At 73.9% G+C, this 13,878-nt stretch carries 10 protein-coding genes; 3 read left to right on the top strand and 7 right to left on the bottom strand.

The features are described 5' to 3' along the window. Positions 1-5: 5 nt before the first annotated feature. The 3 genes from ACFWYW_RS43705 to ACFWYW_RS43695 form a co-directional block, all read right to left on the bottom strand. Positions 6-374 carry a nuclear transport factor 2 family protein gene (locus ACFWYW_RS43705; protein ID WP_379627555.1) on the bottom strand — a complete coding sequence of 123 codons (369 nt, stop codon included), beginning with the start codon at positions 372-374 and terminating at the stop codon, positions 6-8. 76 nt (positions 375-450) lie between these two features. After that, positions 451-1,134 (bottom strand): hypothetical protein, encoded by a 684-nt coding sequence (locus ACFWYW_RS43700; protein WP_379627553.1) that lies wholly within the window; start codon positions 1,132-1,134, stop codon positions 451-453. A gap of 199 nt (positions 1,135-1,333) precedes the next feature. Next, on the bottom strand, positions 1,334-2,443 hold the full coding sequence (locus ACFWYW_RS43695; protein ID WP_379627551.1) for an MFS transporter: 1,110 nt from the start codon (positions 2,441-2,443) through the stop codon (positions 1,334-1,336). Between the two features lie 126 nt (positions 2,444-2,569). Between ACFWYW_RS43695 and ACFWYW_RS43690 the strand changes: the two genes are divergently transcribed. Next, on the top strand, positions 2,570-3,019 hold the full coding sequence (locus ACFWYW_RS43690) for an iron chaperone (protein ID WP_379627548.1): 450 nt from the start codon (positions 2,570-2,572) through the stop codon (positions 3,017-3,019). A gap of 115 nt (positions 3,020-3,134) precedes the next feature. On the opposite strand, the gene ACFWYW_RS43685 is transcribed toward ACFWYW_RS43690, so the two are convergent. Then, a complete protein-coding gene (locus ACFWYW_RS43685; RefSeq protein ID WP_379627546.1) occupies positions 3,135-3,647 on the bottom strand; it encodes a MarR family winged helix-turn-helix transcriptional regulator in 513 nt (170 codons plus the stop codon). Between the two features lie 133 nt (positions 3,648-3,780). Here ACFWYW_RS43685 and ACFWYW_RS43680 point away from each other — a divergent pair, with 133 nt between their 5' ends. Continuing rightward, complete coding sequence (locus ACFWYW_RS43680; protein ID WP_379627544.1) at positions 3,781-4,710, top strand: NADP-dependent oxidoreductase; 930 nt, start codon at positions 3,781-3,783, stop codon at positions 4,708-4,710. A 9-nt stretch (positions 4,711-4,719) separates the two neighbouring features. On the opposite strand, the gene ACFWYW_RS43675 is transcribed toward ACFWYW_RS43680, so the two are convergent. The 3 genes from ACFWYW_RS43675 to ACFWYW_RS43665 are packed head-to-tail and all read right to left on the bottom strand — an operon-like array spanning position 4,720 to position 10,731. Beyond that, positions 4,720-6,117 (bottom strand): hypothetical protein, encoded by a 1,398-nt coding sequence (locus ACFWYW_RS43675; protein WP_379627542.1) that lies wholly within the window; start codon positions 6,115-6,117, stop codon positions 4,720-4,722. Positions 6,118-6,124: 7 nt separating this feature from the next. Next, entirely contained in the window at positions 6,125-6,607 is a 483-nt protein-coding gene (locus ACFWYW_RS43670; protein ID WP_379627541.1) for a hypothetical protein, read from the bottom strand. Next, a complete protein-coding gene (locus ACFWYW_RS43665) occupies positions 6,604-10,731 on the bottom strand; it encodes a CHAT domain-containing protein (protein WP_379627539.1) in 4,128 nt (1,375 codons plus the stop codon). Before ACFWYW_RS43665 ends, ACFWYW_RS43670 begins: the two co-directional genes overlap by 4 nt. A 118-nt stretch (positions 10,732-10,849) precedes the next feature. Between ACFWYW_RS43665 and ACFWYW_RS43660 the strand changes: the two genes are divergently transcribed. Then, positions 10,850-13,726: an AAA family ATPase gene (locus ACFWYW_RS43660; protein ID WP_379627537.1), complete on the top strand. Its 2,877-nt coding sequence runs from the start codon at positions 10,850-10,852 to the stop codon at positions 13,724-13,726. The last annotated feature ends 152 nt before the right edge of the window (positions 13,727-13,878 follow it).

Here is a 13,878-nt window from a genome sequence, read left to right as displayed (position 1 = left end):
GGAACTCAGGCTCCGGCCGGAACCTTGTCGAGAAAGCCGAGCACCCGGGCGATCCGGCCGTCCTCGCCGATGACGGCGACGTCGAAACCGATGGCCAGCGGCTCGCCGCCCTCCGGGCCCAGGTGCCAGGTGAACCGGGCGATGTCGTGATGGGCGTCCACGGGCCCGCCGAGGCTGAACACCAGCCCGCCGAACTGGCCCTGCACGGCGGCGATCGTCGCGTCGAGACCGTCGCGGCCCCGGACCGACACCAGCGGGTCGGTGTACACGGCGTCGTCGGCGAAGACCTCCGCCAGTTCCGCCCGGCGGGCCTCGGCGTCGGTCTGGTTCCAGGCGGCGAGGTAGCGCTTGACCAGCTCGTTGATGTCGCTCATGTGCCTTCTCCTCAGATCGTCCGTTCGTCTTGCCCCCAACGTTAGATAAACGCCGGGCACGGCGAATCTGTCGCACTTAGGTACTTTGCTCGCGCAGTTCGCTCAGCCGTTCCCCGGCGAACGAGCGGATCTCCTCGTCCCCGGTCCCGGCCGCGTGCTCCAGGAGGCCCATGTCGTCGGGGCCGGACAGGCTGGTGGCGGCCGCGGCGGCGAACAGCCTGGTCAACGGGTCGCCGTCCGTCAGCCGGGTGATGATGCCGGAGGCGTCGGGCTCCTCGTCCTCCTGCAGGACCAGCCACTCGGTCAGGTCCCTGAGCCGGCCGGGAGGCAGGCACGACGCCCCCGCCTCGAGTTGCTCGACGGAGGCCTCGGTCAGGAACTCGAGGACCTTCCAGCGGATGGCGCTCTCCGGATCCCGGCTCAGGGCGAGGACCTGGGCGATGGCGGGTCCGTGGCGTTCGCCGGCGTTCTCCAGGACGACCGCGATCGCGTAGTAGCCGACGATGCGGTTCCGGTGGGAGAGCAGGGCCGGGATCTCGTCCATCATCGGGGCGGCGAGCTCGGCCAGCTCCGCCAGCAACCAGGCGCCCGTCCCGGCGATCGCCTCGTCCTCGCTGCGCAGAAGCCTGCCGAGGTTCTCGACCGGGTAACCCGCGCGCAGCTCGCCGAGCAGGTCGCCGGCCGCCGGGCCCACGATGTCGTCGTCGGCCGGATGCGTGCGGATCAGCTCGATCAGAGCGTCGCCTGTGCGCGCTTCCATCGCTCCCTTTCGCGCCGCCCCGGGCGGCGGCCTCCCGCCCGTGCGCGGCCGGGGTCCGCGATGGATTCGCCCGTACGGCATGCGCCCCGTCGCGGCGTGGTGGTCGAGTCGTGATCGGCCCCCGAGGCGATCTCCCCTCCTGTCATGCCCAAGTACGATATCGCTACTTATCCCGATATTGAGGGTCCGTGTAGGAGATCTATCGCGCCGCGCGGAGGTACAGCGCGAGCGGCACGACGGCGGCCGAGGAGACGGCGATGGCCGACAGGGCGGCGGGCAGCCCGACGTGCTCGGCCATGAAGCCGATCAACGGCGGCCCGCCGAGCATGCCCGCGTGGCCGATGCTGGAGGCCAGGCTCACGCCCGCCGGTCCGCCGAGCGCCCCCGCCTGGGCGATGGCCAGCGGGAAGACGTTGGCCAGCCCGCACCCCACCACCACGAACCCGGCGAACGCCACCGCCACCGAACCCGTCCACGACGCGGCCAGGCCGCCGCACACCGCCAGCACGGCGCCGGTCACGAGCACGGTGCTCTGCCCGAACCGCGCCACCAGGCGGCTGCCCGCCAGCCGGGTGATCGCGATCGCCACCGAGTAGGCCGAGAAGCCGTACGCGGCCAGGTCGGCCTCGGCGTGCAGGTCGTCGCGCAGGTGCAGCACGCTCCAGTCGGCCACCGCGCCCTCGCCGAACGCCGCGCACACGGCCAGCACGCCGCACAGCGCCACGGCCAGGCGGAACGTCCGCGGCCCGCCCTTGGCGGGGGCGCTCGCGGTGGCGGGGACCGTCCCGCGCAGGAGCGGCCTGGCCAGGACGGCCGTGCTGAGGAGGATGAGGGCGGACACCAGCAGGAAGTGCTGCGTGGTGGTCAGCGAGCCGAGGAGAAGGCCGCCGAGCAGCGCCCCCGCGAGGCCGCCGGCGCTCCACAGCCCGTGCAGCACCGACATGACCGGCCGTTGGGTGGCCCGCTCGACCTCGACGGCCGCGCTGTTCAGGCCGATGTTGAGGGTGCCGTAGCACAGCCCGGTCACGGCGAGCGTCAGGCACAGCGCCACCATCGTGTCCGCGAGCGAGATCACCGGCAGGGCCAGGCTGAGCAGGGAGATGGCGGCGAGGATGACGCGGCGCGTGCCGTAGCGCAGGCAGAGCCGTCCGCTCACGGTCATGGCGAGGCCGGTGCCGATCGCCATGCACATGAGCGCCACGCCGAGACCGCCGGTGGAGACGCCGAGGTGGTCCTTGACCGAGGGGATGCGAACCACCCAGGTGGCGAAAACCACGCCATCCAGGAGGAAGAACAGCGAGAGGGGCATAGCTGGCAAACTAACAGGACGGTATCCAGAAAGAAAAGGTGTGCGGCCGCATCGTCTCCGCATAGCGGATGTATCAACCCGCTCAGGCACCTTTGCCTTACAGCGACCACGACGAAGGAGCACACGATGACCAGCACCGCCACCACCGCGTACGAGGGGTTCACGGCCGAGGAGCGCGCCGCGATGAAGGACCACGCCAAGGAGCTGAAGAGGACGGCCCGCCGCAGCGAGGCCGACAAGGCCGCGGAGGCGGTGCGGGACGTGCTCGCCAAGATCGCCGAGATGAACGACGCGGACCGCGTCCTGGCCGAGCGCGTCCACGCCATCGTCACCGCCAGTGCCCCGGCCCTCGCCCCGAAGCTCTGGTACGGCATGCCCGCCTACGCGCTCAACGGCAAGCTCGTCTGCCACTTCCAGCCCGCGGAGAAGTTCAAGGGACGCTACGCCACGCTCGGCTTCAGCGACCCGGCCAAGCTGGACGACGGCGCGATGTGGCCGGTCTCCCACGCCCTGATCGAGGTCACTCCCGAGGTGGAGGCCCGCATCAGCGCGCTGGTGAAGCAGGCCGTGAGCTGACTCATCCCTTGAGCCCGGTGCGCGCCAGTCCCTCGGCGAACTGGCGCCGGGCCGGCACGAGCAAGATCGGCGCCGCGGTCGTCGAGGCCGCGGCGAGCTGGATGTGGCAGCGGGTTCAGGTCTGGGTGGCGGGCGGGCGGCGCTTGCGCGGGGCGGCCGAGCGGGGCGGCAGTGAGCGCATGTGGTCCCGGACTCCCACCATGATGTCGCCGAGCCGGCTGAGGTCCTCGTCGGCCAGAGGGTCGAACAGCATGCCGCGGACGACCTGGATGTGCCCCGGCATCACGCGTCCCAGAAGCGCGAGCCCGTCCTCGGTGATGGTGACCAGGGTGGTGCGCTCGTCGTCGGGGGAGGGGCCGCGGGTGATGAGGCCGGTCTTCTCCAGCAGCCCGGCCTGGTAGGTGAGGCCGCTGCGGCTGTAGACGACGCCGTCGGCGAGTTCGGTCATGGTGAGCCGCCCCTGCGCGTTCGCGAGCCGGGCCAGGAGCTGGAACTGCACGTAGCTGAGCCCGCCCACGGCCTGGAGCTGCTGCTCGACGTGGTGCTGAAGCAGGCTGACGGCCTCCATCAGCGCGAAGTAGGCCCCCAGCTGCCGGGGGTCGAGCCCCGGAACGCCGTCGTCGGTCATCCGCACATCCTATATGTTTCGAACTCAAAGCATTGTGACCAGGGTCACCTCCTCATCGGGTATTGCTTCGAACTCAAAGCAAGCTACTGTCATCACACGCTTCAACTTCGAAGCAATTCTCTGAGGAGAGATCATGAAGGCAGTGCGCTACCACTCCTACGGCGACACCGGCGTCCTGGTCCACGAGGACGCCGACCTGCCCGCGGCGGGACCCGGCCAGGTGGTGGTGAAGGTGGCCGCCACCTCGTTCAACCCGGTGGACGTCGCGATCCGCGCCGGCTACGTGCGGGAGGTGTTCCCGCTGACCCTCCCGCACATCCCGAACTTCGACCTGTCCGGCGTCATCACCGCGGCCGGTGAGGGGGTGGAGGGCTGGAGCGAAGGCGACGCGGTGATCGGCTTCCTCCCGATGACCGCCCCCGGAGCGGCGGCCGAGTACACCGTCGCCCCCGCCGGCATCCTGGCGGCCGCCCCGCGGACCGTGGACCTCGCCGACGCCGCCGCCCTGCCCGCCGTGGGCCTCACGGCCTGGCAGGCACTGTACGAGCACGCCGCCCTGCGGGCAGGCCAGCACATCCTGATCAACGGCGCCGGCGGCGCGGTGGGCGGATACGCCACCCAGCTGGCCAAGGAGACCGGCGCCGTGGTGACCGCCACCGCGAGCCCGCGCAGCGCCGGCCGTATCCGCTCCTACGCTGCCGACCACCTCGTGGACCACACCGAGACCCCCGTCACGCGGGCGCTGGAGGGCCGCCGGTTCGACGTGGTGCTGAACCTGGTCCGGACGACCCCGGAGGAGACCGCCGAGCTGACGAACCTGGTCGCCGACGGCGGCACCTTCGTCAGCACCACCACCGCCGCCGAGGACGCCGGCCGCGGCGTGCGCGTCGCACAGGTCTTCGCCCGCGGCGACGCCGCCCAGCTCGCCGAGCTGGTCGCCCGCGTGGACGCGGGAACCCTGAAGATCGACGTGGCCGCCCGCCGGCCGCTGGGCGATCTGGCCGACGTCCACGAGGAGGCCGTCGCCGGTCGCCTGCCCGGCAAGACGATCCTCATCCCCTGATCACCGGCCTCAGGGGGTCGCCTCCGGGGGGTCGGCGCGGTAGCGGAACCCGGGGGAGACGGGCGGGTCGCCGCGGTACAGGAACTGGCAGACGTCCAGCCAGAGCTCCCGTTCGGCCGCGAGGTCGGACGGAGGCTCCAGGCCCAGCTCGCGCAGGACCAGCCGCCGGTGCAGGTCGAAGGCGGACTTGAGCTGGTCGGAGAAGGCCAGCGCCGCCTCTCTGGCCCCGGCGTGGACCACCATGGCCAGGACGAGCACCGCCGCCACCAGCACGAGCCCCGCGGCGACGCGCAGCACCGGGACGAGGGCCGGGGGAGCGGCCAGGAAGAAGAGCACCGCCGGCAACGACAGCAGCGCCGCCGCCAGGGCCGCCACGACGAGGGGGCGGCGCAGCCGTACCAGAGCGGCGATGACGACGAGCGCCGCGGCCAGGCAGCTCCACGCGAGCGCGCCCGGCCCCAGCGGCGCGCCGGCCGCGGCGAGGACCGCGACCGGGACACCCACGACGACCAGGTACGCGGCCAGCGTGAGCATGAGGTCCAGCGACGCCTTCGCGTCCTTGAGCGCGGCGGCGAAGGGGTCGGGCAGCAGCGGCTGCAGCCGGGACCAGATCACGACCGGATCCAGGCCGTACCGCAGCCGGGGATGTTGCTCGGCGGCCAGCAGGATGTTGCCGATCGCGGTCGGCACGACGTCGACCGGGTCGTCGGGATAGAGCACGAACAGCCGCTGCTGGACGGCGGCCCGGCGGGAACGCACATCCTGCAGGAACCGCCCGGCCAGCCGCGTCGCCGTGGCCACCAGCCGGGCGAAGCGCGGGTCGTCCAGTTCCGGAGCGCCGGTCGAGGCCAGGGCGGCGAGCCGGGCGCTCAGTCCGGGCAGGATCGCCGAGGCCCGCTCGGACGGCAGCGCGTCCGCGTCCGCCCAGGCCCGCTCGACCGCCTCCAGCTCGGCGGCCGGATCGCCGCCGAAGGGCACGCCGGGCTCGCCGGGCCTGGGCAGCGACTCGACCGCCTGCAGGAGCGCGGCTTCGTGGAGCTCCAGGCGCTCGTCGGCCCTGAGATCGCGGGCCCGCGCGTCGCGGTGGCGGGCCGTACGCCGGCGGGCCAGCGCCGTGAGGGGCGCCGACTCGCCCCAGCGCCCCTGGAAGACCTGGTCGGCCACCGGCCGCAGGTTCACCAGCGCGAACGACCACAACGCGACCACGACCAGGAACCCCACGATGAGCAGCGCCTGGACCAGTCCGGGCAGCGCCGTCCACAGCCGCACGGCCACCCGGGGGTCCATCGCGGACCACACCACGGCCACGACCAGGACGCCCGCCGCCACCAGCGTCGGCAGAAAGGACGACAGCAGGGCTCTGCGGTCGAAGTAGCCGGTGATCTCTTTCAGGACGGTGGCGAACACCGGGCCGTCAGCCTCCTTCGAGCTCCATCGGGCCGTGGGACCACACGCGCGAACACACCGGAGGACCGTTCGTGGCCGAGCGGGGCAACCTGCGCGAGGGCGGCTCGCACTTGCGGCAGACGTAGCGCCGCGAGGGCAGGCCGGGCGCGTTGCCGAGCCGCTGCGACCCCTCTTCGAGCAGCTCCAGCGGGAGCGCCGCGGCCACGTCCGCGCGGGCCACGATCCCGTACGGCCGGCCGTCCCGCTCCACGAGCACCCCCGGCACCTCGGTGAGCAGCCCGAGCAGGTCGGCCAGGTCGAGCAGGACCGCCTCCTCGACCCGGTCGCCGTCCAGCTCCACGACGACCAGCGGCGGACAGGGCCCGCCGCCGCCGTCCACGACCGCGACCACCCGCTCGTCGTGCGTGAGCGCCGCGAGACCGGGGCCGCGAGGCGGCGCGGGCCCGATGGAGGCCTGGTCCGGGAAGGTCCTGACGCGCACAGCGATCATCCGGTTCGCCAATCTCCCACGAGCGTGAAGGCTGCCCAATGGTAGGGGTCGGCGAACGGCCTGCGCCCGTAGTCGACGGGCTCCGGCGCCTCCGCCTTCAGCCGCAACCGGCGCAGCTGACGTCGTACCAGCTCGGCGGGCACGTCATCGCCGCCGGCCAGCATCTCCTCGTACAGGGCGATGGCCGCGCCGAGGTCGCCGGCGCGTACCCGCAGCCGGGCCACGTCGAGCCGGGTGCCGGCGTCGGCGCCGGACTCGATCCGCCGGATCGCCTGCGCGCAGGTCATGTCCCTGACCGCGAGCTGGGCGGCGGCGAGCGCCTGCGCGGGTCCTTCGCCGTGGCCGCGCCAGCGTGCGTAGAACTCGCGCATGAGGAGCCCGGTGGACAGGTCGTCGACCGGCCACAGGCTCACCAGCAGCGAGGCCGCCCCGGCGTACATGAACGCCCGGACCAGCCCCATCAGCTCGTCGCCCGGCCGGTTCTCGCCCAGCCCGCTCTCGCAGGCGCTGAGCACGACCAGGCTGGCGTTGAGCCGCAGGTCGTAGACGTCCTCGACGGTGAGGCGGGCGCCGCTCAGCAGGATTCCCGACTGCTCGGGGTGCTCGGCGTCGAAGGCGGCGTGGCAGGCCAGGTGGATCACGTCGTAGGCGTCGGCGCCGTCGGCGAGCAGGTCCCCGGCCGCGTCCCGGCCGAGGTGGGCGCGGGCGCCGAGCAGCCCGGCGATGGCCACGGCCTCGGCCCTGGCATGGCGCAGGTCGCCGCGGGAGTCGCCCAGCACCAAGGCCGAGAACGGCCGCCGCCGCGCTCCCCGGCGGGCCCGGCACAGCGCCAGCACCGAGGCGCTGGGCAGGTAGCAGACGGGGTTGCGGGCGATCAGCGGCGCGCCGTTCACGAGCGTCGCGTGCAGCGGCAGGTGGTGCAGGGGACCGGAGGGCACCAGGCAGATCAGCTCGCCCGGTTCGGTGGCCCGCTGCAGGTGCCCGGCGAGGGGGCCGGGCTCCTCGTCCGGCCAGGACGACCAGGCGGTGCCGTACCGGCCGGCCAGAAGCAGGCCGATGCCGGTGGGGCCGGTGGCGGCGAACTCGGCGAGGAGCACGGCCGGCTCGCCCGGAGCCGTCGTCAGCAGATCGCGTACCTCCGCTGCGGAGCTGACCTGCCCCGCGACCGATTCGCGGGCCCCGAGCGTGGCCCGCAGCAGGCGTTGCTCCAGCCGCCGCAGGGCCGGGCCCTCGCGGGAGATCTCCGTGGCGAGCCGCTCGCCGAACCCTTCGTCGCGCTCGCCCAGGTCGACGCCGAGCGCCCGCAACGGGCCGAGGTCCGCGCCGGGGTCGGCGGCCACCTCCAGCAGCAGGCGGCGGCGCTCGCGGGCGGCGGCGACGGAGGCGGCCAGCCCGGCGGTCTCGGGTCCGCGCAGGGGCGGGCCGAGCGTGAGCCCGTCCACGAAGGCCCTGGCACGGCCGCGTTCGACCAGTTCCAGGGCGGTGTCCAGGCGGGCGGCCGCGACCGCCGCCCACAGCGCCTCGGTCAGGACGGAAAGGTTGCCCGCCTGCCAGCTGATGCGGTCGTCCTCGGCCCGGAAACCGCCTCTGACCTGGTCGTTGAGGTCGAGCGCGACGAGCAGGCCGGACAGCGCGGCCGCCGGCTTGCCCATCGAGCTGAGGATCTTGCCGCGGCCGTAGTGCCAGCCAGCCCTGGCCGACGACGGGGTGGCCGGGTCGGGCCGGTGCTCGTCCAGGGTGCGCAGCGCGGCGCGCGGGTTGCCGCCCACGCGCTGGGCGTCGGCCAGGTTCCCCGCGATGATCACCTGTTCGTGCGCGTCGAGGTCGTCGCGGTCGAGGGTACGCCGCAGGATGCGGGCCGCCTCGGCGTGTTCGCCGCTCAGCCGGTGGATCGTGGCGAGCACGTTCGCCGCCTGGAGATCGTCGCCCACCTCGCCCAGGACTTCCAGCGCCTCGTCGAAGCGCCCGCTGTCGCGCAGAGCCCGGGCCTTCAGCAACCGCTTCGACCTGACCAGGTAGTCCGGGCCGCTGTCGGACGAGGGCCGGCTCAGCCGCTCCAGCGCGGCCGGCAGGTCGCCGAGCCGTACCGCGATGTCGGCGTGGACGAGGTCGATGTAGCCCTGCAGGAAGCCGAGCGCGGTCACCATCACCTCCTGGTGGTCGAGGTCGAACACCATGGCCGAGTGGCCGCGCCGCTCGGCGTCGGCCTGCCGGGCGGCCAGGTCGGCGTGGCCCCAGCTCGGCAGGAACTCCGCGTTCGGGATCACCCCGAGGAAGGCGATGACCGCCTCGGCGGCGGCCAGATGGTCCATCGCGCGCTGCACGTCGGAAAGGCGCAGCAGGACGTCGGCGTGCAGCAGGTCGATCTGGGCGGCGAGCTGCGGCAGCCCGGCGGCGACCGCGTACTCGCGGGCCGTGGCCAGCGCGAATGCGCTGTCGTCGTGCGCCTGGCTCGGATTGAGCGCGAAGGTGAAGGCGACGAGCATCTCCACGACCGTCTCCAGCCCGGGAACGGCCTCCAGGATCCGGTCGAACGGCTCCGCCTTCTTGCCCAGCAGGATCATCAGGGCTTCGCGCAGATCGGGGATCGCCAGCGCGTACTGCAGCAGCCAGCGCAGCGCGTTCATCGGCCTGGCCTCGCCGGGCGGCGCCGCGCCGACCGCGTCGATCAGGCACTCCAGGGCGTCCATGACGTTGGCGCCGTTCCACCCGGGTTCGCCTTCGGCGTGCGTGACGTGGGCCATGCCGCGCAGCAGCAGCCCGTACCAGTCGCCCGGCGCCTCCTCCAGCAGCACGTCCAGGTGCGCCAGCGCCGCCATCGGCCGCCACCGCGTGATGAGGACGTCGGCGAGGACCCGCCGGACGCCGGGATGGCGCGGATGCCGGGCGGCCAGCAGTTCGAGCAGCCCGCCCATCGCCTCGAACGACTCCATGTCGTACGGCCGCAGCCGCATCTCCTCCAGGACGACCAGCGCCCGCTCGACCTCGTCCAGCACGATCAGGCAGCGAGCCCTGGCCAGCCGCGACGGCGCGTCGTCGGGCAGCAGTTCCAGAATGGCCGCGGGACTCTCCACCGCCTCGGCCAGCTCCTCCAGCATGCCCTGGAGCTGGGCGAAGCCGCGCAGCCGAGGGTCGGCGAGCGCCTCGGCCACGCAGAGCGCGGCGTCGCCGTCCCGCTCGCCGTCCGTCAGCAGCGACAGCCGGAAGGCCACCACCTGCTCGGCCAGCGCCTCGGTGGGCAGGGTGTCCAGATAGGGCAGGTTCGCCGTGGGATCGGCGGCCAGCACCTCGGCCTCGGCGCTGGTCTGCGCGACGCAGACGGTCAGGTCGACCAGGGCCTCGTCCATCAGCCCGGCCTCGACCAGGAACTCGGCCCTGACCAGCCGGTGGCGGGGCTGGCCCGGCTCGCCGTACACGGCCGAGCCCATCGCCTCGATCGCCTCGGGCAGCCGGTCCAGCCTCGCCAGCACCCTCGCCCGGCCCTCGTGGGAGCCGTACCGGGCCGGGTCGGCGGCGATGAGCCGGTCGAAGTAGGCCAGGGACTCCTCCAGCCGGCCCTGCCGGGCGGTGCCGTACGCGGCGGCGAACAGCGCGGAGCGTTCGTTCTCGTCGAGGGTGAGCGCGAACTGGGTGAGGACGGTGGCATGGGTCTGATCCCCGTGGTGGTGGGCCGCCCGCGCGGCCTTCCCGAGCGAGGAGGCCGCCTCGGCCACGCCCTCGTCGGCCACCCCGGGCTCGCCCCACTCCCATTCCCCCCATAACCGGACCAGCTCCAGCCCCGCGCCGGCGGCGGCCTCGAAGTCGTCCATGACCGCCTCCAGGACCACGAGCTTGCCCAGCGCGAGCAGTTCGCCGCGCGGCAGGTCCGCCGCCCGGCAACTGGCGCGCAGCCGGGTGAACAACCGGCGCAGGGCGTCCATGTCGCCGAGCGCGCCGTGGACGCCTTCGAGCAGTTCGGCGAAGAGGGCGAAGGCCGTCAGCCGCCCGTCGGTCCACTCCCCGCCGCCGTCCACCCGGTCGAGTCCGCGCTGGAGCAGCTCCGCGGCCTCGGGCAGCCGGCCTTCGCCGGCGAGCGCCTCCGCCTGGCCGGCCCACTCCTGCGCCCAGTCGTACGAGATGGCCATACGCGCTCCTCGTCAACCGCGCCCCCGGCGCGAACCCAGCCGAGCATATGCCCGCCCACTCGCGCCTGCCTACGCCCTTCTACCCGGGGTAAAACGGTGCTCGCCCTAGACTTCCCCCATGATGGTGGGACGTTCCGCCGAACGCTCCCGGCTGGTCCGTCTCGTCGCCGACGCGAAGGCCGGACGGAGCCGGTCGCTGGTCGTGCGCGGCGAGGCGGGCATCGGCAAGACCGCCCTGCTGGAGTACGCGGCGGGCGTCGCCGGCGGCATGCGGATCCTGCGCGTGGTCGGGATCGAGTCCGAGGCCGAGATCCCGTTCGCGGCGCTGCAACTGATGCTGGCCCGCGACGTCGGGCGCTTCGACGCGCTGCCCGCGCCGCACGCGCAGGCGCTGCGGGCGGCGTTCGGGACGGGCCCGGCCTCCGGCGACCGGCTCATGGTCGGCGCCGCCACGCTGACACTGCTGTCGGAGCTGGCCGGTGAAAGGCCGCTGCTGTGCCTGTTCGACGACGTGCAGTGGTTCGACCGGTCCTCCGTGGACGCGCTGCTGTTCGCGGTCCGGCGGCTCCACACCGACCCGGTGGGGGCGGTCTTCGCGGTGCGCGACGGCGAGCGGCCCTTCCCCGCCTCCGGCATCGACGACATCAGGCTGCCGCGGCTCGGCGCACGTGACTCCGCCGAGCTGCTGGCCACGGTCGGCCCGCTGCCGCAGCCGGTCGCCGACCGGGTACTCGTGGAGTCGGGCGGCAACCCGCTGGCGATCGTGGAGCTGGCCAGGTCCGGCACCGGCACCCTCCCGTCACCCGTCGCGCCCCTGGCCGCGGTCGGCCGGCTGGAGGAGCACTACCGCCTGCAGGTGCGCGCACTGCCCTCGCGCACGCGGCTGGCCCTGCTGCTCGTGGCCGCCGACCACGGGTGCGAGCTGTGGTCGTTCCTGGCCGCGGCGGGGCGGCTCGGGTTGCACGCCGACGACCTGGAGCCCGCCGAGCACGTGGGGCTCGTGCGGGTGACCTCCGACGCGGTGGAGTTCCGGCATCCGCTGATCCGGGCGGCGGCGTACCAGGAGGCGCCGTTCGCGCGCCGGCTCGCGGCGCACCGGGCGCTCGCCGACGTCCTGTCCGACCCGCGCGACGCCGACCGGCGCGCCTGGCACGCCGCGACCGCCGCGGGCGGGACCGACGACGGGGTGGCCGACGAGCTGGAACGGGCCGCGGAGCGCGCCCTCGCCCGCAGCGCGCCGGCGGCCGCGTCCCGGGCGCTGGAACGGGCGGTGAAACTGAGCGGCGACGCCGCCGTCCAGGCCCGCCGCCTGGTCGCGGCGGCCCGCGCGGCCTACGACGCCGGTCTGCTGGACCACGCGGCCATCTTGGCCGCGGGGGTCACCGCGATGACCGGCCCCGCGATGACCGGCCCGGCCACCACCGGCCCCGCCACCACCGACCCCGCACCGGCAGGCGCCGAAGCGGACGGACATACCGCCGACGGCGGCCCGCCAGCCGAAAGGGCCGTCGAAGACGGGGCGATGGCTGCGAGTGTGGTCGAGGGTGACGCCACGACCGGGAGCGTCGTCGAGGGTGAGGCGACGGACGCGAGTGTGGCGTGGGTTCAGGCTGAGGCGGCGTGGATCCGGGCGCAGGTCGCCTACGAGCGGGACTCGCCCGCGCGGGCCTGCGCTCTCGCTCTCGACGCCGCCACCCCCGTCCTCACCGCCGATCCGGTCCGCGCGATCTCCGTGCTCACCGAGGCGGTGTGGTGCGCCCGCGACGCCGCCGACGAAGGGCTGCTCGCCCGATGCGGCGAGCGACTGGGGCGGGTACGCGGAGGCCCGCCCGAGGTCGCGGGCGCGCTGGCCGGTTTCGTCGGCCTGCTGAGCGGCCGGACCGAGGAGGCGGTGCCGCCGATGCGCGACCTGCTCCTCGCGGCCCGCGACGGCGCCATGGACGCCACCCTCGAAGGGCTCACCGCCGGCTTCCTGGGCGTCCTGATCGGCGCCGACGACCTCGCCCTGAAGGTGCTCGACCGGCAGGTCGCCACCATGCGTGCCCAAGGCGCCCTGGGCTGGCTGCCGTACGTCCAGGAGCCGCTCGCGCTCGCCCAGCTCGTCACCGGCGGGTTCCGCGACGCGGAGGCGAACGTCGCCGAAGCCATCTCCCTGGCCGAAGAACTGGGCCAGGACCTCCAGGTGATCGTGCTCACCGCGATCTCGTCCTGGCTCGCCGCCGTCCGCGGCGAGGTGACCACCGCAAGGCAGGGGGCCGGACTGGTGCTCAAGCACGCCGGCCGCCACGGCATGGCCGCGGCCCAGGCCCGATGGGGGCTGGCGCTGATCGACCTCATGGCCGGCGACCCCCACGCCGCCCTCGACCGGCTCGACGAGGTCTGCGCGGGCCCGCCCGGCAGGGACGTGACCGTCCGCGCCATCGCCGATCACGTCGAGGCCGGGGTACGCGCCGGCGACCAGGACCGGGCACGCCGCCACCTGCCGCGGCTCGAGAGCTGGGCGGAGCACACCGCGAGTCCGGCGGCCGGGGCGCTCCTGCTGCGCTGCGCCGCCCTCCTCGACGAGAGCCGCGAGGCGCGGCAGCGCTTCGAGGCCTCACTGGCCGTCGACGGCTGCGGCCCCTACGACCGTGCCCGCACCCAGCTGGCCTACGGCGAATGGCTGCGCCGCCACCGCCGCCCCACCTCGGCCCGGACCCTGCTGTCACAGGCGCTGGCGACGTTCGACCAGATCGGCGCCCACGGCTGGCACGCCCGCGTGCGGACCGAGCTCGTCGCCCTCGGCGGCCCCGTCCCGCCCCCCGACACCGCGGCCGCCGAACAGCTCACCGCGCAGGAACTGCAGGTCGTCCGGCGTGCCGCCCTCGGCCTCAGCAACCGTGAGATCGCCGCCCAGCTGTTCCTCAGCCCGCGCACCGTGGGCCACCACCTGTACAAGGCCTATCCGAAGCTCGGCGTCAGCAGGCGAGCCGAACTGGGCCGGCTCGACCTGTAGGCAGGCCGCCGGTTCAGCGCCAGTAGTTCGACCGATGCGGCCGGCCGGCCCCGGCGCCTAGATCGTTGATGTGAAATTCGGGTTAGTGGTCGTAGGCGGTCAGGGACCGTTTTACGGGTGCGCCGGTGTTCCAGTTGTGCCAGATGGCGGCG

The sequence above is a fragment of the Nonomuraea sp. NPDC059023 genome, from assembly GCF_042740095.1.
Lineage (GTDB): Bacteria > Actinomycetota > Actinomycetes > Streptosporangiales > Streptosporangiaceae > Nonomuraea.
Note: the sequence above shows the minus strand (reverse complement) of the source record. Positions and strands in the feature narration are given on the sequence as shown.